Origin of the sequence: Piscinibacter gummiphilus (assembly GCF_032681285.1) — a bacterium.
GTDB lineage: Bacteria > Pseudomonadota > Gammaproteobacteria > Burkholderiales > Burkholderiaceae_C > Rhizobacter > Rhizobacter gummiphilus_A.
This window is the reverse complement of record NZ_CP136336.1, coordinates 3,179,917-3,204,150: the sequence shown is the minus strand read 5'-3', so window position 1 is coordinate 3,204,150 and position 24,234 is coordinate 3,179,917. Positions and strand designations below refer to the sequence as shown.

23 protein-coding genes are annotated in these 24,234 nt (G+C 67.0%); 11 read left to right on the top strand and 12 right to left on the bottom strand.

Going from position 1 to position 24,234, the window contains the following annotated elements; translation table 11 throughout:
• Positions 1-252: 252 nt before the first annotated feature.
• Positions 253-405 (top strand): hypothetical protein, encoded by a 153-nt coding sequence (locus RXV79_RS14925; RefSeq protein WP_316698579.1) that lies wholly within the window; start codon positions 253-255, stop codon positions 403-405.
• Positions 406-713: 308 nt separating this feature from the next.
• Here RXV79_RS14925 and RXV79_RS14920 read toward each other — a convergent pair whose 3' ends face one another.
• The 3 genes from RXV79_RS14920 to RXV79_RS14910 all read right to left on the bottom strand — a co-directional run bounded on the left by RXV79_RS14920 (position 714) and on the right by RXV79_RS14910 (position 4,440).
• On the bottom strand, positions 714-2,891 hold the full coding sequence (locus RXV79_RS14920) for a GNAT family N-acetyltransferase (RefSeq protein ID WP_316698578.1): 2,178 nt from the start codon (positions 2,889-2,891) through the stop codon (positions 714-716).
• A 486-nt stretch (positions 2,892-3,377) separates the two neighbouring features.
• The gene (locus RXV79_RS14915; RefSeq protein WP_316698576.1) at positions 3,378-3,920 is read right to left on the bottom strand and encodes an SOS response-associated peptidase; all 543 of its coding nucleotides are present in this window, start codon (positions 3,918-3,920) and stop codon (positions 3,378-3,380) included.
• The gene (locus tag RXV79_RS14910; protein WP_316698574.1) at positions 3,898-4,440 is read right to left on the bottom strand and encodes a TetR/AcrR family transcriptional regulator; all 543 of its coding nucleotides are present in this window, start codon (positions 4,438-4,440) and stop codon (positions 3,898-3,900) included. Before RXV79_RS14910 ends, RXV79_RS14915 begins: the two co-directional genes overlap by 23 nt.
• 99 nt (positions 4,441-4,539) lie before the next feature.
• On the opposite strand from RXV79_RS14910, the gene RXV79_RS14905 reads away from it, so the two are divergent.
• The gene (locus RXV79_RS14905) at positions 4,540-5,517 is read left to right on the top strand and encodes an NAD-dependent epimerase/dehydratase family protein (protein WP_316698573.1); all 978 of its coding nucleotides are present in this window, start codon (positions 4,540-4,542) and stop codon (positions 5,515-5,517) included.
• 11 nt (positions 5,518-5,528) lie between these two features.
• On the opposite strand, the gene RXV79_RS14900 is transcribed toward RXV79_RS14905, so the two are convergent.
• The 8 genes from RXV79_RS14900 to RXV79_RS14865 form a co-directional block, all read right to left on the bottom strand.
• A complete protein-coding gene (locus tag RXV79_RS14900) occupies positions 5,529-7,073 on the bottom strand; it encodes an amidohydrolase family protein (protein WP_316698570.1) in 1,545 nt (514 codons plus the stop codon).
• Positions 7,074-7,151: 78 nt separating this feature from the next.
• On the bottom strand, positions 7,152-7,949 hold the full coding sequence (locus RXV79_RS14895; protein ID WP_316698569.1) for an ABC transporter ATP-binding protein: 798 nt from the start codon (positions 7,947-7,949) through the stop codon (positions 7,152-7,154).
• Between the two features lies 1 nt (position 7,950).
• On the bottom strand, positions 7,951-8,865 hold the full coding sequence (locus tag RXV79_RS14890) for an ABC transporter permease (RefSeq protein ID WP_316698568.1): 915 nt from the start codon (positions 8,863-8,865) through the stop codon (positions 7,951-7,953).
• 27 nt (positions 8,866-8,892) lie between these two features.
• Entirely contained in the window at positions 8,893-9,957 is a 1,065-nt protein-coding gene (locus RXV79_RS14885) for an ABC transporter substrate-binding protein (RefSeq protein ID WP_316698567.1), read from the bottom strand.
• A 204-nt stretch (positions 9,958-10,161) separates the two neighbouring features.
• Positions 10,162-11,550, bottom strand: a complete 1,389-nt coding sequence (locus RXV79_RS14880; RefSeq protein ID WP_316698566.1) for an amidase — start codon at positions 11,548-11,550, stop codon at positions 10,162-10,164.
• Positions 11,547-12,293 (bottom strand): aspartate/glutamate racemase family protein, encoded by a 747-nt coding sequence (locus RXV79_RS14875; protein WP_316698565.1) that lies wholly within the window; start codon positions 12,291-12,293, stop codon positions 11,547-11,549. Before RXV79_RS14875 ends, RXV79_RS14880 begins: the two co-directional genes overlap by 4 nt.
• The gene (locus RXV79_RS14870) at positions 12,290-13,813 is read right to left on the bottom strand and encodes an amidohydrolase family protein (RefSeq protein WP_316698564.1); all 1,524 of its coding nucleotides are present in this window, start codon (positions 13,811-13,813) and stop codon (positions 12,290-12,292) included. The genes RXV79_RS14875 and RXV79_RS14870 overlap by 4 nt, the downstream gene beginning before the upstream one ends.
• A 190-nt stretch (positions 13,814-14,003) precedes the next feature.
• On the bottom strand, positions 14,004-14,738 hold the full coding sequence (locus RXV79_RS14865; RefSeq protein WP_316698563.1) for a GntR family transcriptional regulator: 735 nt from the start codon (positions 14,736-14,738) through the stop codon (positions 14,004-14,006).
• A gap of 70 nt (positions 14,739-14,808) precedes the next feature.
• On the opposite strand from RXV79_RS14865, the gene RXV79_RS14860 reads away from it, so the two are divergent.
• Genes RXV79_RS14860 through RXV79_RS14845 form a run of 4 tightly spaced genes read left to right on the top strand, consistent with a single transcriptional unit; the run spans position 14,809 to position 18,170 of the window.
• Entirely contained in the window at positions 14,809-15,537 is a 729-nt protein-coding gene (locus RXV79_RS14860; RefSeq protein WP_316698562.1) for a maleate cis-trans isomerase family protein, read from the top strand.
• 58 nt (positions 15,538-15,595) lie between these two features.
• Positions 15,596-17,062 (top strand): dihydropyrimidinase, encoded by a 1,467-nt coding sequence (gene hydA / locus RXV79_RS14855; protein WP_316698561.1) that lies wholly within the window; start codon positions 15,596-15,598, stop codon positions 17,060-17,062.
• Positions 17,059-17,487, top strand: a complete 429-nt coding sequence (locus RXV79_RS14850; RefSeq protein ID WP_316698559.1) for a DUF3830 family protein — start codon at positions 17,059-17,061, stop codon at positions 17,485-17,487. Before hydA ends, RXV79_RS14850 begins: the two co-directional genes overlap by 4 nt.
• Positions 17,488-17,501: 14 nt before the next feature.
• Positions 17,502-18,170, top strand: coding sequence for a 2'-5' RNA ligase family protein (locus RXV79_RS14845; RefSeq protein WP_316698558.1), 669 nt, complete (start codon positions 17,502-17,504; stop codon positions 18,168-18,170).
• On the opposite strand, the gene RXV79_RS14840 is transcribed toward RXV79_RS14845, so the two are convergent.
• Positions 18,156-19,220, bottom strand: coding sequence for a DUF72 domain-containing protein (locus tag RXV79_RS14840; protein ID WP_316698557.1), 1,065 nt, complete (start codon positions 19,218-19,220; stop codon positions 18,156-18,158). The two genes, RXV79_RS14845 and RXV79_RS14840, sit on opposite strands and share 15 nt — an antisense overlap.
• A gap of 60 nt (positions 19,221-19,280) precedes the next feature.
• On the opposite strand from RXV79_RS14840, the gene RXV79_RS14835 reads away from it, so the two are divergent.
• Genes RXV79_RS14835 through RXV79_RS14815 form a run of 5 tightly spaced genes read left to right on the top strand, consistent with a single transcriptional unit; the run spans position 19,281 to position 24,229 of the window.
• A complete protein-coding gene (locus RXV79_RS14835) occupies positions 19,281-19,505 on the top strand; it encodes a hypothetical protein (RefSeq protein ID WP_316698556.1) in 225 nt (74 codons plus the stop codon).
• Positions 19,502-20,095 carry a tRNA adenosine(34) deaminase TadA gene (gene tadA / locus RXV79_RS14830; RefSeq protein ID WP_316698555.1) on the top strand — a complete coding sequence of 198 codons (594 nt, stop codon included), beginning with the start codon at positions 19,502-19,504 and terminating at the stop codon, positions 20,093-20,095. Before RXV79_RS14835 ends, tadA begins: the two co-directional genes overlap by 4 nt.
• Positions 20,061-20,996, top strand: coding sequence for an LD-carboxypeptidase (locus RXV79_RS14825; RefSeq protein ID WP_316698554.1), 936 nt, complete (start codon positions 20,061-20,063; stop codon positions 20,994-20,996). Before tadA ends, RXV79_RS14825 begins: the two co-directional genes overlap by 35 nt.
• Positions 20,997-21,008: 12 nt before the next feature.
• A complete protein-coding gene (locus RXV79_RS14820; protein ID WP_316698553.1) occupies positions 21,009-23,249 on the top strand; it encodes an ABC transporter substrate-binding protein in 2,241 nt (746 codons plus the stop codon).
• The gene (locus tag RXV79_RS14815) at positions 23,246-24,229 is read left to right on the top strand and encodes an ABC transporter permease (protein ID WP_316698552.1); all 984 of its coding nucleotides are present in this window, start codon (positions 23,246-23,248) and stop codon (positions 24,227-24,229) included. Before RXV79_RS14820 ends, RXV79_RS14815 begins: the two co-directional genes overlap by 4 nt.
• Positions 24,230-24,234: the final 5 nt, after the last annotated feature.

Below are 24,234 nucleotides of genomic sequence, written 5' to 3'. Positions count from 1 at the left end.
CTGCCAGGCGTTCGAATTCGGCTCTCGCTGCAGATTTGCCGACTGAACTCCACTTCGGATGATCAAGGCTGAGCTCGGTCGTTCGCGTCCCGTGCGTCGAATTCCAGCTTGTTTAGGCAGCCGCCGTTCCGCTCCGATCCTCATACGTCGTTCTCGCGTCTCGAGCTCAGCTCGCGCGTCATACGAAGCCGTGAAGCACGGGTGCCCTCGATACCAACTCTATACAGTGCAGACACCCTGGAACTGCGGCTCTTGCACATCGCGCGCTCGTGGAGCTTGGCGGTCGCTGACTTTGCGCGTGAACGCCGAGACAAACGGGCCATCATTGGCGAGGTGCTGAAAAAACTGAGGTGGCTGAAAGGCGCCGTTCAATTCGCGCAGCTGATCGAGACTGACTGGTTCTGACAGTCGCTTGGGGTTCGTGAGAAGGACAACAAAGCCCTTCGAGAGGCCATAGAAGTAGTCGTAGAACTCGCCTCTTGCCAGTCCTGAGACGTCACCATACCGGCGCCACAGCGTGGAAGGGGCTAGTTCGTGCGTTGAGTGCACCTGGGCTGACCCAACGACCTTTCCCACAGGCACTTTGACGTACATCCAGATCGTCGTTCCCACCTCCAGGCGCATAGGCCGGCGCCGAAGCTCCACTCGCTTAGTTGATCGCAGAATTCCGTCGGCGAAGCGCTGTTCCAGTGAGATTAGTGCGTGGGTGGTTGTCATTGTGCGAAGCCTTCTTCAAGGATTCTCTCGAGCTGTTCAGGCGTTATACGACGCGTCGTAATCAGCTGGGTCGACTCGCCGCAGCCGAGCCGCTTCAGGCTGGCCAGACCTACGGGTCGAGGAAGGTGAATCACATTATCAAAGGCGGTCACTGTCTTCAGCTCCGAGAGACCAATCATCGACAGCGTCTCAGCGCTGAGCACCGAAGGATCCAAGTCTGAAGCGTTCGTTGCTTTGTCGGCCTTAAGGTATGCACGACGAACACGCGCAATCGCTACGATGGAGCTTGAGCCGCCGCCCTTGCTCGACTCGTAGAACAGGATGATGGTTCCGGGTGCAAAAAGCTTCAGCGTCTTCTTGCTGCTGATGTAGTGTCGTTCGCTGTACTGTGATGCACGCGAGCGCGGCAAAAAACTGTCTTGTCGAGAATGTCCAAGCAGCGGTTCGGCAAACTCGCGCAGGATGGGCGTTATGACGGCGTTGCGGCCGGGCAGGCAGAAGATCGCGGGCGACAGACCTGACTCCAGCTCCTGAAGCCGAACAAAGCGGCGATTGCCATCTGGACAATGTACCTCGACCTGTTGATCGAAGTCTCTGAACGAGGGGCAAGAAGCGGGCAACCTCAGTTTGGCCAGTTCGTGCAGCCCGGAGGTTGTTGTCGACCAATTCTTCAGAGTGACAACACGGTTGATCACCAGCTTGGAAAGCACGGCACCGTCCTCAGAGCCAGCAAAGCCGAGCACCGCCGCAACCTCGCGAGCGACGACCTGCCGCGGTGCCAGGTGCACCCGAACCTGAGCGGGCGACGCATCGCAGGCCTTCGTCAGCAGCTTGTTGAGCAGCAGCCGTGCTGCTTGCGTTGCATTTGGTTGGCGTTCGTCTATGGCAAGCCGACCAAAAATGGTCGACCCTTCAACTTGCATAGTGCACCCAAGGTATCCCACAAGGCGTCCCTCCGACAGGACAGCGGTTCGCTGGATGATCCGTTCGGTCGAATCTGCGGCACCCCATAGCGAGATCGCGTCAGCATCGGCAATGCCCAGACGCGTCAGCATCTGGCGCAGCTCACTCTCGCCGGTAGCCGGGAAAGCCGTCACCATGATGGACTCTCCAGCGTTACCGGTTTCCAGCATTTCTTCACGATCGGCTTCGAACCTTTCTGCGGGCTGGAACGCCGTCGGTGAAATGACGTCGATGCCGTATCGCACCTCCAGTACCGGCGCTGCGGCCAGCACGGCGTCATCACTGGTGATGAACCCACCCAGGCGATGGTGGATCGCTGTAGCCAGATGCGTGAGGTCGGACTTTTCGTTGGGAGTGAATGCGCCTTCCTTTGCTGACGTCGGGAACACGATGCCTCCGAGATCAGCAAGCAAGCGCTCCTTGTCGACCTTCGGCGGAGCCGGGAAGGTGATAAAGGTGGTCGCCCAGGCGAGCATGGGATCGGTGCGGCCCGGCGCGGACAGATTGCGAACCAACTCTTCTTGAAGCTCTGAACTGAGCGCAAGCTCACAGGAGCCGAACCGCTCGGCTCGGAACAGGTCTACTGCAGCATCTCTGCGGGGCCTTCGGGGCCCAAAATCGAAGAGCACGTTCAAATCGAGTAAGTAGATCGGCCGCTCAGTGCGATGACTGATATCAAGTCCGAAAGGGTTCTGCCCGGTGATGCCGCTGCGCTCAAACAACTGCTGCGATGTGAGCTCGTGAGATCGGATCAGAATGGTGCGATCCCGTGCCTTGCCGCCAGGAGCAATGCTCTGGACGTAGAAGCCATTGCGCTCCCAGAACCTGTTCGCCTGCTTCAGATCCTCAGCGACACGCGCATGAATCGAGATGAAACCCAGCTCCTCAAGGTGAGCCTTCAGTCTTCCGAGCAATCGTTGGGCAACGCCGCGACCCTGGAGTTCAGGGATGACGTGGAGCTGGAGCACCGAGGCATGCGCTCGGCGCGCATCGAACATGAGGTGCCCCGCGTAGGCGAGCTTTGGCCCCTCCCTCAGTCTGACCGCCACGAACAGATTGCCTTTGCGCGCCTGCTCTTTGAACAGGCTCGCCGGAAGGAAGCCTAGCGCGAGGCGCTCACGGTTTGCAGCCTCGATGACCTCGTCTATGAACGGCGCAACCTCCGAGGCAGTCTCGAAGATCAGCGTCTGTGCCTCTTGTCTGCTCGCCACTAGTTCTCCTCCCCAGCCACTCCGGACCGATGGATCAACTGTAGCGGAGCATCGTCCGGTGAAGGGACTACCCGATAGCGGCAAGACTCGACCGCGATTGCTCCCGCGATCAAAGCCTCGGGTTGTTTTGGCGTCGGAGAGTAAGAGCATCTGCCCATGCTCAACCCGGACAGGCTCACCCGGTGAGCCTGTCCGGTTCCTATGGTGAGCTGGAGAAACTTCGATGCAGCCTTCTCCGTGCACGCTCGCGGCGCAGACAGCCCGTTCGGTGGTCGCCGTCGCACTGACGCTTGCCAACGTAGTCCAACCGTTGCCCATGAATGGGGCCTTGCGTCAATAGCGCGCCCCTAAGAACGCTTCGCGGTCGACAGCAATGCAGCAAAAAGGGGCGTTCACCCGGCCCGCGGCCCAGGACCGCAACCGCTGCACACTAGCCGTCGACACAGATGCTGAGGCGGACGCAACGAATGCCCTCACACCAGGCCGCTAGAACAACTCCTGTTGAGGCGGCGGCGGTGGCGCCGTCTTGACGCCTCGCGCCGGCGGCGCAGGCTCGCCCACAAGCGCGCCCATCCACTGTCTGAAGAACTTCGGCGCATCGTCAATCGGGCAGGTGAGCCAGGCCATGTAGTCCTTCGGATCGAGGATGACCACCATGCGTTTCTCATCGCCTGGCTTGTGGTAGTCCTGCATGAAGGGGTGCCCGTCCGCATTCACCGTGAGCATGGTGAACGTGAAGAAGGACTTGTCGCCACGTGGCTCTGTCCAGCGCTGGTAGATGCCCGCGATGCCCAGCGGCACGTCACCCGGCTGGCTGATGCGGTAGCGGACTGACTTGCCGGGCTTCTCGACGGTGCCACAGTAGCGCGGCTCATAGATCGCTTCGGCCGGGATGATGCAGCGCTGGGCCTTGCTCCACGCCGGCTTGAAGCTCTTCAGCGTGGCCACGGTCTCTCTGCGCGCGTTGTGCGCAATAGCGCCCGGGGTCAGGTCTTGCAACCCAACATCAAGGTGCCTGCGCCAGCGCACGAATGACCGCCTCAAAGAGCACCCCGCTCGTCGCTTCAATCTCCTTGCGCGGCAACCCCCGGTGCACCAGCGAGAGCGCGCCTTGCGAGGCGGCCCAGATGGTGCGCGCCGTCGCCTCGACAGGCCCGCGCAGCCGGCCCATGTCGACCAGGCGTTGCACCCGCGCCTGCATCACGGCGTAGGCGTCGTCCAGCAGCGCCGGCTCCAGGCGAGCGTGATGGGCCAGCAGCGAGTAGAGGGCAGGGCGCTTGAGCGCGAATTCGAGGGCGATGTCCCACCCGGCGCGCAGTTGGTCCATCGGGTCGGCTGACGCGATCGCCTGTTGCTTGCGCCGCATGAAGTCGGCCATGCCGCGCTGGATGAGGGCGCGCTCCAGCCCGTCCTTGTCGCCGAAGTGGTGGTACAGCGTGGGTGACTTGATGCCGGCGGCGTCGCAGATGGCGCGCGTCGTCAGCGCAGCGGGGCCCTGCGCGTCGAGCAGGGCCGAGGCTGCGTCAAGTATTGCCGTTCCAGTGTCCATGCCTGTCCTCGAAAACTCGCAAAGCGCCGAAAACGCCGGTCCTTGACAGCACTATGCCTGCGACATACTATTCGTATATCGTTGATATAGGAGCGACAGATGACGACGACATGCCTCGTGACGGGTGGATCAGGTTTCGTGGGTGGCCGATTGGTGGAGCGTCTGGTCGCCCAAGGGTGGCACGTACGAGCACTGGCACGCAGTGAAGAGGCGGCCCGGATTGTAGGCAGCCGGGGGGCGCAGCCGGTGCGCGGCTCCCTCGACGATGCAGCCTCGCTGGCGCAGGCCTGCGAGGGGTGCGACGCGGTCTTCCACGTCGCGGCGCACTTCAAGCTCTGGGGCGACCCGGCTGAGTTCGAGCGGTCCAACGTCGACGGCACGGCGATGCTGTTGCAGGCGGCGCAGCGCGCGTCGGTCAAGCGCTTCGTGCAGCTCGGCGCGGCGGCCGTGGTGATGGGTGACATGGCGCCGATGCTGCGCGCCAACGAATCGCTGCCGCGCCACGAGCGCGCCTGGGCGCCCTACAGCGCCTCGAAGGCGAGGAGCGAGTCGCTCGTGCTGGGCGCCAACCGGCCCGGCGTGTTCGAAACGGTGGTGGTGCGCCCGCCCATGATCTGGGGTGCGGGCATGCCGACGCTTGCGCACATGGTCGAGACGGTGAAGGCGGGGCAATTCCGCTGGGTCGGTGATGGCTCGCAGGCCATGTCCACCGCCCATGTCGACAACGTCTGCCACGCGCTCGAACTGGCGGTACACAAGGGCCGTGGCGGCGAGGCCTATTTCGTGAGCGATGGTGCCGACAGCACGCTCAAGGACGTGATCTCCGGTCTCTTGCAGACCCGCGGCATCGCGCCGCCGAAAGCCTCTGCCCCCTTGCCGGTGGCCTGGGTCATGGCGAGCGTGATGGAGTGGGTGTGGCGCACCTTCTCACGCAAGGGCGAGCCGCCGATCACGCGGCAGATGCTGCGGCTGATCGGCGCGCCCTTCACGGTCGACATCGCCAAGGCGCAGCGTGAGCTGGGCTATCGGCCCGTGATGTCTCGCGAGCTTGGGCTGCGGGCGATGCTCGCAGCCTAGGGCTGGAGGTCTCAGGTCCGTGACGACGGCGCGTAGAACGGCTGTCGCGCAGGCTCGCCTTCCAGGTAGTTGGCGTAGAACTGCTTCACGTGCGGGAACACCGCCTTTGACAGCTCACGCCGTTTCACCTCGTCGGGCGAGCGCGGGCGTGACAGCGCTTCGGCGATCTGGCCGAGCACCTTGTCGCGGTCGATGTACTTGAAGCGGCCCTGGCTGTAGATCGGATCGCCCCCCACGTAGACCGTGTCGACATGGCGCTGGTGGGCGCGCTGGATGAGGGCGTCGAGCGGGGGGATGTCGTCGTCCTGGAAGGGGTACATCGCGGCGTCGAAGTCGATGGCCACCGCGTCGAATTGCATGCCCGGGTCGAGCCGGCCGATCTGCCCGCGAAAAGCTGTCGTCTTGGCGCCGTGCTCGCTCGCCATGCGCAGCACCTGCGGACAACTCGGCACGTCGTCGTCGTTCATGCCCGGCACGCGGTGCGCACGCAGCGCGAGCTTCATCTCCTGCAGCATGTCGCGGTCTTCGTTGATGCCGGCTTCGTCGAGGCCCATGCCGATCGTCACGCCGCGCTTCTCGAATTCGTTCACCGGCGCGACGCCGCTGCGCAGGCGGAAGTTGCTGCTGCAGTTGTGGCACACGCAGGTCTTGCTGTGCGCGACGAGCTCCACGTCTTCCTCGGTCAGCCACACCGCATGGCCGAGCGTCATCCACGGCCCGAGCGCGCCCAGCTTGTGCAGGTGCTTGACGGCGGTGGTGCCGGTGCGGCGGCGGGCGTATTCCTTCTGGTAGACGGTCTCGAGCAGGTGCATGTGCATCGGCACGTCGTCGGCCTTGGCCTGCTCCACCAGCGTCATCAGCCCGTCATCGGTGATCCAGTGCAGGTTGGCGGGTGCGAGCTGGATGCGCGTGAGCGTCTGCCCCACGTTCTCGTCGCGCAGCATCTTGTAGAGCTTCATGTGATCGCTGAAGCTCAGCGTGGCCTGCTTCAGGTGCTCGGCAAGTGGCACGCCCACGTCGCTCGGCAGGCTGGCGCAGAACTTGGCGTCATCTTCGTAGACCAGGCGGTTCTGCTCGCGCACGGCATAGCAGTACGAGGCGCGCATGCCGATGGCCTGGTAGGCCTTGAGCACCGCGCTCGATGCGCCGTGCACCTGTTCGAAGCTGCCGCGCATCCAGCCGTGGATGTGCTGCACGGTGGTGATGCCCGAGGCGATCATCTCGAAGGCGGAGTAGAGCGTGTCGAGGTGGATGTCAACGTCGCGTGCCGACATGCGGCTCGCGAACCATAGCTCCAGCGCGTAGTCGGGCGAGCCGAGCTGCAGCGGCGTGAGGCCCACGTGGTGGTGGCTGTTGACGAAACCCGGCAGCAGCATGTGCCGCGGGTACTGCGTGACGGGCGCATCGGGGAAGCGCTGGCGCATCTCGTCGAACGGGCCCACGGCGACCACCTTGCCGTGCTCGTGCACGAGGGCGCCGTCGCTGACGATGTGGGGGGTGTGGCGGTCTTGCACGCCGGTGACGATCCACTTGGCGCGAACCAGGGCTGCTGTCATGTCTTTCTCCTGAATGGGGTTGAGCTTGGCCGCGCCGCCGGTGCGTTGGCCGGCGGCGTGGCGGTCTTCATGTCGAGCTCAGACCGCGGCTTCCTGTTCGAGGAAGGCGCGGTCCACTTCGTCGGCCAGCAGGTCGGCCAGGCGCTGCTGCAGCGCGATCACCTGCGGGTCGCGCATCGAGCGCGGCCGCGGCAGGTCGACCGGCACGATCTCCTTGATGCGGCCGGGCCTCGCGGTGAACACCACGATGCGGTCGGCCAATGCCAGCGCCTCCTCGATGGAGTGGGTGACCAGCAGCACGCTCGCGCCGCTGGCCCGCCACACTTCGAGCAGGTGGCCCTGCATCTTGGCGCGCGTCTGGATGTCGAGCGCCGCAAAGGGCTCGTCCATCATCAGCACCTTGGGCCGCATGGCGAGCGCGCGGGCCAGTGCCGCACGCTGCCGCATGCCGCCCGAGAGCTCGTCGGGCCGCTTGTCGGCGGCATCGGCGAGGCCCACCTTGAGCAGCAGCTCCTGCGCGATGCGGCGGCGCTTCTCGGGGAACACGCCCTGCAGCTTGAGGCCGAAGGTCACGTTGTCGGCGATCGTGAGCCAAGGGTAGAGCGAGGCTTCCTGGAAGATCATGCCGCGGTCGGTGCTGGGGCCGGTGATGGGCAGGCTGTCGCACTCGAGCTCGCCGTCGCTCGCCGATTCGAGCCCGGCCACCATGTAGAGCAGGCTGCTCTTGCCGCAGCCCGAGGGGCCCAGCAGCACGACGAACTCGCCCGGCGCCACGTCGAACGACAGGCCGTCGATGGCGGTGAGCGCCTTGGGTGTGTCGGGATTCCAGACCTTGCGCACGTTGCGCAGGCTGATGAGGGGTCGCTTGGTGCTCATCTCACTTGCCTCCCACGGCCGACGGGCCCACCCACCACAACACGCGCTGCTGCACCCACAGTAGGCCGCGGTCGAACGCGAAGCCGAGCAGGCCGATCAGCGTCATGGTGAAGAACACCAGGCTCGCGTTGAAGGTGTTGCGCGCCATCATCACGATCTGCCCGAGGCCCGAGCCCACGCCCACCGCTTCGGCGATCAGCACCACCATCCACGCCGCGAAAAGGTTGAGCCGCAGCGTCATGAAGAGCGAGGGCAGGATGGTCGGCAGGATGACGTGGCGGAACAGCTGGTGCTTGTTGGCCCCCATGATGCGGGCCACGTGCAGGTAGGCCGCCGGCACCGAGTCGATCTGCGAGAGCGTCGACAGCACGATGATGAAGAACACCGAGATGAAGACGAGGAAGATCGCCGGCACGTTGCCGATGCCGAAGATGAAGATCGCGACCGGCAGCCAGGCCACCGGCGAGATCGGCGTGAGTAGCGTGAGCGTGGGCAGCGTGAGCTTGCCGAAGACGGGGAAGTAGCGGATCGCCACCCCCACGCCCACGGCCCCCACGAAGCCGATGGCCAGGCCCAGCACCACGCGCATCGAGGTCCAGGCCATCACGATCAGCACCGACAGCAGGCCGCCGCCGTCTTCTTCCAGGCTGCGCGCGCCGGCCGGGTCGAAGAACTTGAACTGCTCGGGCAGGTTGGCCAGGAACATGTGCGGTGGCGGCAGCATCAGCGGGTCGGCCAGGCCTTGCCACCAGCAGAATTCCCAGATCGCGACGAAGGTGCCAACCGAGGCCAGCCACCAGAGCGTGCCCCGCAGGAGGGCGAGCGCTTTCTGGCGGGTGGCCGAGCTGGGGCCCGGGGGGCGGGCAGCCGGCCTGCCCTGGGTGGAGTCGATGCCGGTCATGGGCAGCGCAGACATGAAGGGTTCCTTTGCATGCGCCGCGGGTCAGGCCGTGGTCTTGAGCTTGAGGCCGGCGTACAGGCTCTGGTTCTCGGCAATGACCTGGTCGAGCAGCGTCCAGTCGATGGCGGCGCGCGGCGCGAGCTTCTTCACGTAGCCCAGCTCCTTCATCGACTGCCCGCGATCGAGGATGAACTGCGTGTTCTTGCGCTGGTCGATCATGATGGGCTGCTTGCTTGCGGCCAGGCGGGCGGCCTCCATCGAGGTCTTGTAGTAGGTGCCCACGGTGTCCTTGAGTGCGGCCTCGGGGTCGGCCTCGGCCTGGCTCTGCGCGACCATCATGGCCTTGATCACCGCCTTCACCGCCTTCGGGTTCTTCTCGATCAGCGGCGTGCGCACGGCCAGCACGCAATCGGAGTAGTACTTGCCGTAGATGTCGCTGCCGTCGCTGAGCACGGTCGAGCCCTTGCGGGCGGTGAGGCACTGCGTGGCGTAGGGCTCGATGTGGCAGATGGCATCCACCGCGCCGGCGTTGTAGGCCTGGGCCATTTCCGGCGAGGTGTTGAAGTAGCGCACCTTCACGTCCTTGAAGCTCAGGCCCGCCTTCTTCAGGTAGTCGTAGGGCAGCACTTCCAGCGTGTCGGCCTGGAAGGTGCCGAGGGTCTTGCCCTTGAGGTCGGCCGCGCTCTTGATGCCTTCGCGTGCGATGAGGATGCAGCCGTCGACACCCGCACCGGCGACGATCTTGACCGGCGCACCGGCGTCGTACAGCGTGAGGAAGTTCGAGTACGGGATCACCGACATGTCGACCTGGCCCGCGCCGAAGAGCGTGGCGATGTCGGCATTGGTGGGCGTGACCACGAAGTCGAGCGTGACGCCGTCGGCCTTGGAGAGCTCGCGTTTCTTGGCGAGGAAGAAGGCGAGGTTGCACAGGCCCGAGCCGTGGGTGGCCTTGATGACGGTCTGCGTCTGGGCGCTGACGAGGCCGGGCATCAGGGTGCTCGCCAGACCGGCCGGCAGCGCGATGGTCGCGCCGGCGATGCCGCTGCTCTTGAGGAAGCTGCGGCGGGATGTCAGGGAAGAAGAGGGGCTGCTGACACGCTCAAACATGGTGATCTCCGTTGAAAAGCACCTGGGCCAGGTGCACGTTGCTGATGACACACAACGGTGGATCACGGTCGCCGGGGACTGCCAGCGCCGTGATGCACACGTTTCGCTCGGCACGCCAACCAAGAGGGCCCTTGCAGCCCTGCGCTGATCGTTGACGTGCAATTTGCATACCAAACTTGTGTCCCCAAAGCTGTGCGGTGCGCCTCATGACAGGCGCTCCACGAGGGCGGCCATCTGCAGCACGCGCGCGTCTTCGAAGCGTGGTGCGACGACCTGTAAGCCGACCGGCAGGCCACGCACGAGACCGGCGGGCACCGAACAGGCGGGCACGCCGCAGTAGTTGAAGAGCGGGGTGAAGGCGGCGTGGCCGCGGGGGCCGGCCGGTGCACCGCCGATCACCGGCGGGCCGATCTGGCTCAGCGGCCACGCGGTCACCGGGGCGGTGGGGCACAGCAAGAGGTCGTATGAATCGAAGAAGCGCGAGAGGCCGGCGACGATGCGTTCGCGCAGGCGCAGCACACGGGCCACTTCGTCGGGCGTGATGGCGGCACCGGCGTCGATCTGCGCGGCGAGGTCAGGGTCGATGTCGTGGCGGCGCGTTTTCAATGCGTCGCCGTAGAGCGTGTGCAGGCCGGCGTGCTGCAAGGCGGCGAGCGGGTATTCGCGGATGCCGTCGGGCCACGGCGGGTCAGTCTCGGTCACCGACCAGCCGGCCTCGCGCAGCGCGTTTACCCGCTCGGTGAGGGCGGACAGCACGTCGGCGTCGATGGCGTAGCCGCAGCCGAGTTGCGGGCTCCAGGCGATGCGCAGTTCGCGAGGGGTTTCGATGGCCGTGGTGGCGTGCGCTTGAAGCGCCACGCTCAGGGGCGGTGCGCTTGGGTCGCCGTTGTCGAAGCCGGCCAGGTGGTCGAGCAGCCACGCGCAGTCGCCCGCGTTGCGCGCGGCGAGACCGATCACCGACACGCCGTAGTTCGGCTCGGCGAAGCCCCAGGGGTGGGGGATCACGCCCTGCGAGGGCTTGAGCCCGACCAGGCCGCAGTGCGCGGCGGGCCGGCGGATGGAGCCGCCGGCATCGGTGCCGAGCGCCAGCAAGCCCAGTCCTGCGGCCAGCGCCGACACCGCGCCTCCCGACGAGCCGCCGGGCGTGAGCGTGTTGTCCATCGGGTGGCGCGTGGGGCCGTAGACGAGGTTCTCGGTCACGCCCTTGCAGGCGAACTCGGAACAGTTGGTGATGCCAAGCATGACGGCACCCAGCTCACGCAGGCGCGCGACGACCCAGGCATCGCGCGGCGCGACGAAGTCAGCGAAGAGGCGCGAGCCTTGGGTGACGGTGCGGCCTTCGACCCAGAGGTTGTCCTTGATGGTGACGGGCACGCCGGCCATCGGCAGCGACTCGCCCGCTGCCATTCGTTCATCGACACGGCGTGCTTCGGCGATCACTGTCTCGGCGTCGAACTGCACGATGGCGTTGAGCGCGGGGTTGAGTTGCACCACGCGCTCGATGAAGTGGCGAGCCACCTCGACGGCGCTCAGCTCGCGCGCCTTCACGCGCTGGGCGCAGTCGCGGGCGGTCCAGGTGTGCGGCGCGTTCATGGCCGTTGCGCGAACAGGTTCGCCAGTTCGGGCGACACGCCCCGCACCTCACGCCCGCCGGTGCTCGACACGCTGCCGGTGCGTGCTTTCGGCAGCTTGAGATTGGCGTGTGCTTCGGCGAGCGCCACCGCGCAGGCCACGCCATCGAGCAAGGGCACGTCGATCTCGGGCTGCAGATCGGCCGCCATCGCGGCCATGGCCGCACCGGCCAGCAGCACCGCCTCGGCGCCATCGTGTTGCACCAGCTGCCGTGCCGCAGTGAGCACCGCATCGCGCACCGCCTGCGGCTCGCTGAAGGTCTGTTGCGGCGTGACGTCCAGCGTGGCAATGCAGGCCAGGCGCGACGCTAGGCCGTAGCCCTCGGCAATCTCGCGGTACAGCGGGCCCATGCGCCTGCCGTAGGTGATGAGGCCGATGCGGGTCGCCACGCTGCAGCCCGCCAGCAGCCCGGCCTCGGTCATGCCGATCACCGGCACCTTCAGCAGCTCGCGGCAGGCCCAGAGGCCGGTGTCGAGCGAGACGGCCAGCACCACGGCGTCGCAGTCGTGCGCGTGCTCGGCGGCGAGTTGCAGCACGCTGTGATGGGCCAATGCGTTCTCCGCACGCGAGCCGATCACCACCGGGCCAAAGCGGCCGGTCACCGCCTTCAACTCGGTGCCCGGTCGTGCGGCGGCACGTGCCGCCACCAGCACGGCATCGGTCACGGCCTGCGTGGTGTTGGGGTTGAGGAGCAGCAGCTTCATGCCGGGTTGAGCGGTGCGAGCCGCGCCGCGAAGGTGTCGCCGGCCACCGGCAGCGTGAGCGAGCGGCGGTAGATCGCTTCCATCGCCGCCAGCACCGGCGCCGTCGACGCTTCGGCCTCGCGGTAGCGATCGGCCAGCCCATGGAACTCGTGCTCGATCTCGGCCAGCAGCGCCGCCTCGTCGATGCGGGTGAGGCGGCTGCTGCGCATCGCAACCTCGCCATCGACCATCGCGAAATCGACCCCTGCGCCGCGCTCCGCATACGCGAGCTGGCGCAACGGATCGTTGAACGGCGTGAAGCTCACGCTGTCGAGCCGGTAGCCGACCAGGTCGGCACGCGCACCGACCCGCAGGCTGCCGAGGGAGTCACCGAAACCCAATGCACGCCCACCGGCCAGCGTGCCGGCGTGCCACGCTTCGCGCGCGCTGAGCCAGCGCGAGGGCTCGTCACCACGCAGCTTGGACAGGCCGGCGGCGCTGCCCACCGTCTGCAGCATGTTGGTGGTGACGGTGGAGCAGGAGCCATCGGAACCGAGGCTCACGTTCACGCCAGCTTCGAGCAACTCGCGCACCGGCTGCACCCCCGAGCCGAGCAGCAGGTTGCTCCACGGGTTGTGCTGCGCGGTGGCGCCGCTCTCGGCCAGTGCGGCGATCTCGCGTGGGTTGAGCCACACCGCGTGGATGAGGCTGGTGGCGGGTTTCAGGAAGCCGATGCGGTCCAGGTGCTCGACGAGCGTGCTGCCGTGGAAGAGCTGGCCGGTCACCACCTGCAGACGGGTCTCCTGCACGTGGGTGATGACGGGTAGCGCCAGCTCGTCGGCCAGCGCGCGCAGTCGTTTGAGGTAGTGGTCTGTGCAGCGCTGCGGGGCCGAGGCCGAGACCAGTACCCCCACACGCCGCTGCTGCGGGTGGCGCGCGGCGGCCAGCTCCTGCACCAGCGCCAACTGCGCATCGGTGCTCGGCCGCGGGGTGGCGCGCAGCTCGGCCAGCAGTTCGGCCGGCACCAGCTCGTCGACGAAGGGAAAGTTGTCGACGATGGGCGTGTCCATCATCGCGAAGCCGACCAGGGCGCGGACGCCGGCGTCGTCGTAGGCCTGCAGCGCGGCATCGATCTGGTCGCGGGCGATGGCCGGGCCGAGCGCCAGGTCGTCGACCAGCGTCGTGCAGCCGGTGCGCAGCGATTCGATCGCGCCGATCATGGTGCGCAGGTACACCTGCCGTGGGGTCAGCTTCACCGGGATGCGTGTGCGCACCAGGTGCATCCACAGCTCCAGCGGCAGGTTCTCGGTGCGCCCGCGCTGAAAGTGCTCGTGCGAATGCTGGTGGCCGTTGACGAGACCGGGAGCGAGCAGGCGTTGGGGCAACTCGATCACCTCGTCGGCGTGTTCGATGCGGCCGGCGGGCTCGATGGCCAGGATCCGCCCATCCGCGACCAGCACGTCGCGCGGCTGGCGGTCGAAGCTCAGCTCATCGCCGACGAGCGCCAGCGCGCCGCGCAGGAGGGTCCGGCGCGGTGTCATGAACAGGTGTCTCGGCCAAGCATGGCCCTGCATGACACAAGAAACGTGCCATCACTTCAGGCCCTGAATGTCGGCATGAAGCGTGCGTATTGTCGACAATCCACAATTGGTATGCCGACAAATAGTGCGCAGTGAACCATGCCGGTGCAGACCGGCGCACCTTTATCCGACTCGGCCAGCCGCCCGCGGCTCAGCGCGGCATGAGCACCGCGGCCAGGTCCACCGCCTCGTCGCGCGGCAGGCGCAGGTCGAGCGAGGCCTCGATGTGGGCCAGGTGCTCCAGCATCAGCTCGGCGGCTCGGTCGGCGCGGCGGCGGGCGATGGCATTGAGCAGCAGCTCGTGCTCGTCTTCGCGGCAGGCGGTGGCGTGCGGCGCGTCGTAGAGAAAGATCGACAGGCAGGTGAGCGAGGCCAGCGCCCGCATGCTGCGTTCGAGCATGCGGTTGCCGGCGTATTCGGCCAGGCGGATGTGGAACTCACCCGACAGGCGCACCATGGTCGGCCGGTCCTGCCGGGTGCGCGCCTGCTGCTCCTCGAGGACCAGGGCGCGCAGCTTCTCGACCGCCGCGTCGTCGCGCCGGGCGATGAAGCGGCGCACCAGCGCCGGCTCGATGAGGCGCCGCGCCTCGAACACCTCGCGCGTTTCTTCCGGTGTGGGCGAGGCGATGAACGCGCCCCGGTTCGGGATGGTGGTGACCACACCCTCGTCGGCCAGGCGCGCCAGCACGTCGCGCACCTGCGCGCGGCTGGTGTCGAAGAGTTCGGCCAGGCGGTCTTCCACGAGCTTGGTGCCCGGCGGCAGACGGTGCTCGAGCACCGCCTGGAGGATGCGGTCGTAGATGGCGCTGCGCACGATGGCGCCGCTCGGCAGTGGAGTCGCGGAAGGGGTGGCAACACTCTTGCGAGCGGCTTTGTGTGCAGGCATGTGCGATTTTGTCGACGAAACCAGAGAGGCTGGCAATGAAAAATTGTAGGGACGTTTGCGGGTGGCGCGCATGAAGCGCGTTCTGCTGGGGATGCTGACCCCGTCTTCCAACACTGCGCTGGAGCCCATCACCTCGGCCATGCTGGCCGGGTTGCCCGAGGTCAGCGCGCATTTCGGGCGCTTCCGCGTGACCGAGATCTCGCTCAAGCCACAAGCCTTGGGCCAGTTCGACATGGCGCCGATCCTCGAGGCGGCGCGCCTCCTGGCCGATGCGCGTGTCGATGTGATCGCGTGGAACGGCACCTCGTCGGGCTGGCTGGGCTTCGACGCCGACGTGGCGCTGTGCCAGCGGATTGAGGCGGAGGTGGGCATCCGCTGCTGCACCTCGGTGCTGGCGCTCAACGAGATCATGGAGAAGACGCAGCGCAAGCGTTTCGGCCTGGTCACGCCCTACCTGCACGACGTGCAGGCGGCCATCGTCGCCAACTACGCGCGCCACGGCTTCGAATGCGTGGCCGAGCAGCACCTGAATCAGAGCGTCAACTTCAGCTTCTCGGAGGTGACGCCCGAGCAACTGATCGGCATGTCGCGCGACGTCGCGAAGGCGAAGCCGCAGTGCCTCACCACCTTCTGCACCAACCTGCGGGCGGCTCACCTCGCGCCGGCGCTGGAAGCGGAACTCGGCATCCCGGTCTACGACACCGTGAGCACCGCGGTGTGGAAGTCGCTGCGGATGTGCGGCGTGGACACGCGGCGCGTGCAGGGCTGGGGCAGCCTTTTCGCGGAGGAGATCGCATGAGCACCGCACGGCCGCCCGAAGGGGCTCGCACCGCAGTGCGGAGCACGGAGGTTTCCCAATGAGCACCGCCTTCGACCTGATCGTGCGCAATGCGCAGGCCGCCACCGCCGCCGACCTCTTCCGCTGCGACATCGGCATCACCGGCGGGCGCATCACTGCGCTGGGTGAAAGCCTGCAGGCCGGCCCCAACACCCGCGAGATCGATGCCGCCGGCCGCTTCGTCACCCCCGGCGGTGTCGACTCGCACTGTCACATCGACCAGCCGATGCTGCCGCCCGTGCGCATGGCAGACGACTTCGAGACCGGCACCCGCTCGGCGGCCTGCGGTGGCACTACGACCGTGATTCCGTTCGCGGCGCAGCAGAAGGGGCAGGGCGTGCAGGCGGCGGTCGACGACTACCACCGCCGTGCCGAGGGCAAGGCGAGCGTCGACTACGCCTTCCACCTGATCGTGAGCGACCCCACGCCGATGGTGATGAGCGAAGAACTGCCTTCGCTCATCGACAAGGGCTACACCTCGTTCAAGCTCTACATGACCTACGAGGACATGAAGCTCGACGACCGGCAGATCCTCGAGCTGCTGGAGGTGGCGCGCCTGCATGGCGCGATGGTGATGGTCCACGCCGAGAACACCGACGCCATCACCTACCTCACCGAGCGCCTGCTGGCGGTGGGGAAGACGGCGCCGCGCTTCCACGGCCTGTCGCGCCCCTCGCCGGTGGAGCGCGAGGCCACGCACCGTGCCATCACGCTCGCCGAGCTGGTCGACGTGCCCATCCTGCTGGTGCACGTGTCGGGTGCCGAGGCGGTGGAGCAGATCCGCTGGGCGCGCGGCAAGGGGCTCAACGTGTTTGCCGAAACCTGCCCGCAGTACCTCTTCCTCACGCAGGACGACCTGGCCCTGCCGGGCTTCCACGGCGCACGCTGCGTGTGCAGCCCGCCGCCGCGCGACAAGGCCAACCAGCAGGTGATCTGGGACGGCCTGGCCGATGGCCTGTTCACCGTGCTCTCGTCGGACCACGCGCCCTTCAATTACGACAACGACGCAGGCGGCAAGCGCCTGGGCGGCAGGGAACCGGAGTTCCCTTACATCCCCAACGGCGTGCCCGGCATCGAGACGCGCATGGGCCTGCTGTTCTCGGAAGGCGTGCTCACCGGGCGCCTCACCCTCCAGCAGTTCGTCGCACTCACCGCCACCAACGCGGCGCGCCTGTATGGCCTGTACCCGCGCAAGGGCACCATTGCCGTCGGCAGCGACGCCGACCTCGTGGTCTGGGACACGGGCATGCCCTACACCATCCGCAACGAGGCGCTGCACCACGCCGCCGACTACACGCCGTACGAAGGCCGCGAACTGCAGGCATGGCCCGCGATGACGCTGCTGCGCGGCGAGGTGGTCTGGGACGGCAAAAGGTTCCTCGGCCGCGCCGGTGCGGGCCAGTTCCTGCACTGCGAACGTCCGGAGGCGGCACGCCCACGTCCGCGCGAGCAGAGCTGGCGGCGCTGGGTGGAGATGGACGCATGAGCCTGCCGCAACGTCTGCAGATCGTCGCTGCGGGGTACCGCTTTGTCGCCGAGGCCCACCCCGATGCGCCGGCCACCTTTGCGGCCTTCGCCAAGCTGCTGCCTTATCGGCAGAGGATCATCCATGTGCGATGGAGCGGTGAAGCGGTGTGGGTCCCGCTGGGCGACTTCCAGCTGGGCGTGGGTTACGAGAACCACACCAGCCACCCGTCGGCAGGTGACGTGCTGTTCTACCCGGGAGGCTTCAGCGAAACGGAACTGTTGATCGCCTACGGCGCCTGCAGTTTTGCCAGCAAGATGGGGCCGTTGGCAGGCAACCATTTTCTGAGCATCGTCGAAGGGAGAGAGCAGCTGCCGGCGCTTGGCCGCAAGGTTCTGCTGCAGGGCATTCAGGACGTCGTGTTCGATTGGGTAGTGCCAACGTAGATGGCGGCCTCCGGTTGGGGCAGCCCGAGCGGGCGCCGCGTGATACCGTCATCGCACGCTTCAACGCCGTAAGCGAGTGCATGGCCGAACATCCGCTTTCGCCGAGTACCGAGCCGCCCAGGCGGCCGACCGACCGGCTCTTCTTCGCACTGCTGCCTGACGCGCCTGCCGCGGCGGCCATTGCCGAGCTCGCGAATCGCCTGAAGGCCGAGCACGGCCTCAAGGGACGGCCGCTCGCCACCTCGCGCTTTCACGTCACGCTGCATTTCTTCGGCGATCACGTCGGCTTGCCGCACGCGCTGGTGGATGGGCTGGCTGCAGCGGCCTCGGCGCTGCGCTTCGCCCCGTTCGACGTGGTCTTCGATCAGGCCGTGAGCTTCCCTGGGCGCCCGCGCAAGCGGCCCTTCGTGCTGCGCGGTAGCGAGGCGGGGCTGGCCGCGCTGATGGACTTTCGCCGCGGCCTGAGCGAGGCGCTTGTGCGACAAGGCCTCGGCGAGCTCGTCGACGACACGTTCACGCCGCACGTCACCTTGTTGTATGACGGCCAGCTTTTGCCGCCGCAGCCGGTAGGGCCTATCGTGTGGCGGGTGAACGATTTCGCGCTGGTCGACAGCCTGATCGGCCAAGCGCGCCACGTGCCGCTCGCACGCTGGCCCTTGCAGGGCGCATCAACCCCTTCGTGACACCACCGCCTGCGCCAGCGACGCGGCCGTGAGCGGCGCGCAGCCTTCGGCGTGGTTGCTGATGGTGACGAAGGCGTTGTGCCCCGCGGCCGTGGTCGCCGCGATCACGCGGGCGAGCGTGTCGCGGGTGTGCGGGTCGGGGTCGACGATCTTGTCGAACGGCGCGTAGCGCTTCTCGGCCGACTCGTAGCCGTATGCGCCATTGACCGGGTTGAGGTTCCAGCGGCAGACCAGCGGGCCGGGCCACATCGCCCGCAGCATGGGCAGCTGGCCGTCGATGGGTGGCATCTTGGCCTGCAGGCCGAGGCAGAAGGCCGCGCCGCAGTCGCGCAAGAGGGCGGCGAAGGCTGGCGTCAGGAACTCCGGGTCGCGCGCTTCCACCGCCACCACCGCGTCGGGCGCGGCGGCCAGCGAGGGCAGGGCTTGCAGGAGGGCGCGCAGACGGGCGAAGACCTCGTCCAGATTCGCCAACAGCGGCAGGGGCAGCGGGCTCAACTGGAACACCAGCACGCCGAGCTTGGTGCCGAGGCCGTCGAGCGCGGGCTCCACGAACTCGCGGATCGCGATCTCTGCGTTGAGGAACACCGGGTTCTCCTGCACCGCGCGGCCGTTTTCGCTGCGCACGGTGGCATCGGTGACCGAGGCGGGCGCCTTCACCACGAAGCGGAAGTCGTCGGGCACCTGCGCAGCGTAGCGGGCGTATTGCTGCGCCGTGAGTGCGCGGTAGAAGCTGCGGTCGATGCAGACGCTGCGAAAGAGCGGGTGCTGCGCATAGGCCGTGAGCCCTTCGCGCGACAGCTTGGATTCGTTGTGGTCGCCTTCCCACACCAGGCCCCTCCAGCCCGGGTAGCTCCACGACGAGCCACCGAGGCGAAGCCGCGGCGGCAGCTCGCGGGCGAGGGCCACGAGCGACTCGTCGGGCGGGCAGGGCAGGACCTTGCTGCCGCGGCGCCTCGGGGCTTCCGGCGCTGCCACGGGTGTGGCAGCAGGAGCGGGGGCCGGCCGCGGTGCGGCGAGCTGCGTTTCTTCCGGGAACAGGCTGTCTTGCATCGAGGCCGCAGCATACGGTCTGCCGGTTACAGTGCGGGCTTCCCAGGTTGCAGGGCGATCATGAAGGCTGTGCTCGGTGTGGTGTCGTTGCTGTTGGTGCTGGTCGTCGTGGCGGTGGTGGCGAGCCGCTCGGTGAAGACGGCGACGGCCGTCTCGCCGCTTGCCGCCAGTGCACCCGGAGCGTCCGCCCAGCAGCAGGCGGTGCAGCTCCAGGAGCAGGTGCGCCAGGATGTCAACAAGGCCCTGGAAGACGCCGCCCGCCGCACCGAAGCCGCCGACAAATGAGCACCCCCGCCGACGAACACGCCATGCGCATCGCGCTCGACCAGGCCCACAACGCGTGGCTGGTGGGCGAGGTGCCGGTGGGCGCCGTGATCATGAAAGGCGGGCAGGTGATCGCCACCGGCTACAACCGCCCCATCACCGAGCACGACCCGACCGCCCACGCCGAGATCGTGGCCCTGCGCCACGCTGCCACGCTGCTCGGCAACTACCGCCTGCCCGAATGCGAGCTCTACGTGACGCTCGAGCCCTGCGCCATGTGCGCGATGGCGCTGATGCACGCGCGCTTCAAGCGCGTGGTGTTCGGCGCCACCGACCCCAAGACCGGCGCCGCGGGCTCGGTGGTCGACTTGTTTGGCGTGCCGCAGCTCAACCACCACACCCAGATCGAAAGCGGCGTGCTGGCCGACGAGTGCGGCAAGGTGCTGCGCGATTTCTTCGCCGAGCGGCGAGAGCTGTACCGCAAGCGCCGGGCCCTGCCTGCCGAGCCCGGCGACAGCGAGTTCGGCGCCGCCCCTGACACGATTGACGTGATACCGACCGGAGAGGTTGTCGAAGTTGAGCCACCACCACCATCACCACCACGCAGCTGAGGCCCACCCGCAGCACCTCACGCTCTTCACGCCGGCCGGCGTGGTGCTGAAGGCCGCCCCGCTGAAGCTGGCCGCCAGGCGCCTGGCCGCACAGGGTTTCGAGGTGTCGGTGGACGAAGCGGCGCTTGCCCGGCACCAGCGCTTCGGCGGCGATGACGACGTGCGACTCGACGCGCTGCACCGCATCGCCCGCGCCCGGCCCGACATCGCGCTCGCCACGCGCGGCGGCTACGGCCTCACCCGCCTGCTCGACCGCATCGACTGGAAGCTCATCGCCAAGAGCGTGGCCCACGGCACGCGCTGGGTCGGCCACAGCGACATGACGGCACTGCAACTCGGCCTGCTCGCCCACACCGGCGCGCAGAGCTGGGCCGGCCCGCTGGCCGTGGGCGACTTCGGCGGCGAGACGGTCGACGACATCACGCAAGACTGCTTCGTGGAAGCGATGACGGGCGCGCTCGAAGCCGTGGGCTTTCGCACCGAGGCGGGCTTCGACGGCCTGCAGGCCAAGGGCGTGTTGTGGGGCGGCAACCTCTGCGTGCTCAACGCGCTGCTCGGCACGCCGCACTTCCCGAAGGTGAAGGGCGGCATCCTCTTCCTCGAAGACGTGAACGAGCACCCGTACCGCATCGAGCGCAGCCTGCTGCAATTGCACCAGGCCGGTGTGCTGAATGCGCAGAAGGCGGTGGTGCTGGGCAGCTTCAACGAGTTCAAGAAGTCGCCGCTCGACCGGGGTTACTCGCTCAAGGGCGTGGTCGAGTACCTGCGCAGCCAGACGAAGACGCCCATCCTCACCGGGCTGCCCTTCGGCCATGTGCCGACCAAGGTGACGATGCCGGTGGGCGCCAAGGTGACGCTCCTGGTACAGGCACGCGACGTGCTCATGGGCTGGGACCACTGACGCCTTGCACCCATGCAACCACGCTGCCTCGCACGCCGGATCTCGCTCGCGCTGTGTGTCGGGCCAGGTCTCGTGGTGGCCCTGCTCGGCGGCTGCAACAACAGCCCGTATCCCGCAGGCGCTGAGAAGGAAAACACGCTCTTCAACTCGTTCGACGAGCGGTCCCCACGCTACCTCGACCCCACCGCGTCGTACAGCAACCCCGAGACGCCCTACACCTATTCGATCTACGAGCCGCTCTACGGGTACCACTACCTCAAGCGGCCCTACGAGCTGATCCCGAAGGCGGCCGAGGCGGTGGTGCAGCCGGTGTACCTGTCGGCCGACCGCAAACCGCTGCCGGCCGACGCGCCCGCCGCGCAGATCGCCGAGAGCGTGTACGACATCAAGATCAAGCCGGGCATCCTCTACGCGCCGCACCCCGCGTTCGCGAAAGACGAGCAGGGCCGCTACCTCTACCACCAGCTCACGCGCGAGCAGCTGGGCGACAAGCGCTCGCCCTTCGACTTCGAGAAGACCGGCACGCGCGAGCTGGTGGCCGACGATTACGTCTACGCCTTCAAGCGCCACGCCACGCCACGCATTGAGGCGCCGGTGTTCGCCACCTTCTCGGCCTACATCCTCGGCCTCAAGGAATACGGCGCCCTGGTGCGCGCCGAAGACGCGAAGCTGCGCGCCGGCCTGCCGGCCTCATCGCAAGACAAGCCTTTTCTCGACTTCCGCCAGTGGCCGCTCGAAGGCGTGACCGCGCTCGACAAGTACACCTTGCGCATCCGCATCAAGGGCAAGTACCCGCAGTGGAAATACTGGCTCGCGATGACCTTCACCGCCCCGGTGCCCTGGGAGGCCGACGCCTTCTACGCACGCCCCGGCATGGCGGGCAACAGCCTGTCGTGGAACCAGTGGCCGGTGGGCACGGGCCCCTTCATGATGGCCGAGTATGTGCAGGATCGCCGCCACGTCTTGAAGCGCAACCCCAACTACCGGGGCGAGCCCTATCCGTGCGAGGGCATGCCCGGCGACAAGGAGGCGGGCCTGCTCGACGACTGCGGCAAGCCCATGCCTTTCGTGGACAAGATCGTTTCCACCATCGAGAAGGAGAAGGTGCCGCGCAAGCAGAAGTTCAAGCAGGGCTACCTCGACGTGCCCGAAATCGAGCGGCCCGAGTGGGGCATCGACTTCCGCGTCGACATGGAAGACTCCGATGCGGTGCGGCAGGAGTACGAGCAGCGCGGCTACCGTTTCCCCATCACCACTGACATCAACAACTGGTACCTCGGCTTCAACTGGCTCGACCCGGTGGTGGGCAAGGGCGACACGCCAGCGCAGCAGGTGCGCAACCGCAAGCTGCGCCAGGCCATCTCGATCGCCATCGACTGGGAAGAGGGCTACGGCCGCATCTTCCGCAACAAGGGTGGCGAGGCGGCGCACAGCGTGGTGCCGCCGGGCGTGTTTGGCGGTCGCCACGGCACGGTGGAAGGCATGAACCCGGTGACGCACAAGATGGTCGACGGCAAGGTCGTGCGCCGCCCGATCGAAGACGCAAGGGCGCTGATGGCCGAAGCCGGCTACCCAGGCGGGCGCGATGCCAAGACCGGCCGCCCGCTGGTGCTGAACTACGACTTCCAGCGCGCGCCCACGCCCGAGATCAAGGCCGAGCTCGACTGGATGGTGCGCCAGTTCGCCAAGATCGACATCCAGCTCGAGATCCGCGCGACCGACTACAACCAGTTCCAGGACAAGGTGCACAAGGGCACGCACCAGATCTTCTGGTGGGGCTGGCTCGCCGACTACCCTGATGCCGAGAACTTCCTCTTCCTGCTCTACGGCCCCAACGGCAAGGTGAAGCACGAGGGCGAGAACGCGGCCAACTACGAGAACGCCGAATACGACCGCCTCTACGAGCAGCTGCAGACGCTCGACGACGGGCCCGAGAAGCAGAAGGTGATCGACCGCATGGTTGCCATCTCTCAGCAAGACGCGCCTTGGGCCTGGGGCTACTTCCCCTACGTGGGCCTGGCCTTCCAGTCTTGGGTGCACAACGGCAAGCCGACCATCGTGGTGCGTGACCTCGCCAAGTACTACCGCGTCGACGCAGGCGCGCGGGCCAAGGCACAGGCCGAGTGGAACCACCCGGTCTGGTGGCCGGTGCTCGCCGCGGTGCCGCTTCTGGTGTGGCTGGGCTGGATCGCCCGGCGCAGCTACTGCCTGCGCGAGCAGCGCACGGCCAAACCTCAGGTGCGCGCAGCATGACGAGCTACCTGCTGCGCCGCCTGGGCTATGCGCTGCTGATCCTCGTCGGGGTCAACCTGCTTACGTTCTTCCTCTTCTTCACCGTCAACACGCCAGACGACATGGCGCGGCTCAACATCGGCGGCAAGCGCGTCACGCAGGAGCAGATCGACAAGTGGAAGGCCGAGCGCGGCTACGACAAGCCGCTCTACTGGAACGACAAGGCGCAGGGCCGCGAGAAGCTCACGCAGACCATCGTGTGGGAGCGCTCGGTCTCGCTGATGGCGCTCGAGTTCGGGCGGTCGGATGCACGCAACGCGGTCGACATCGGTCACGAGATCAAGGTGCGCATGGGCGTGAGCCTGCAGCTGGCGGTGCCGGTGTTCATCCTGCAGCTCATCTTCAGCACGGGCATGGCGGTGCTGCTGGTCTTCTTCCGGCACTCGCGCATCGACTTCTGGGGCGTGGTGCTGTGCGTGCTGATGCTGTCGATCTCGGCGCTCTTCTACATCATCGTCGGACAGTACCTGTTTGCGCGGGTGTTGCGGCTGGTGCCGATCTCGGGCTATGCGCCGGGGCTGGACGCGGTGAAATTCCTGCTGCTGCCGGTCTTCCTGTCCTTGCTGGCGCGCCTGGGTGGCGAGGCGCGGCTCTACCGCGCGATGCTGCTCGAAGAGGTCGGCAAGGACTACGTGCGCACCGCGCGCGCCAAGGGCATCGCCGAGCACTGGGTGCTGCTGCGCCACGTGCTGCGCAACGCGCTTATCCCGATCATCACGAGCGCCGGTTCCTACCTGCCGTATGTGTTTCTCGGCAGTCTGGTGTTCGAGAGCTTCTTCGGCATTCCGGGCCTTGGCACTTTCGTCATCGAAGCCATCTCGGGGCAGGACTTCGCCATCGTGCGCTCGATGGTCTTCCTTGGCGCTGCGCTCTACATCGCGAGCAACGTGCTGATCGACCTGGCCTACACCTGGGTCGACCCGCGCGTGCGGCTCACCTGAACGCA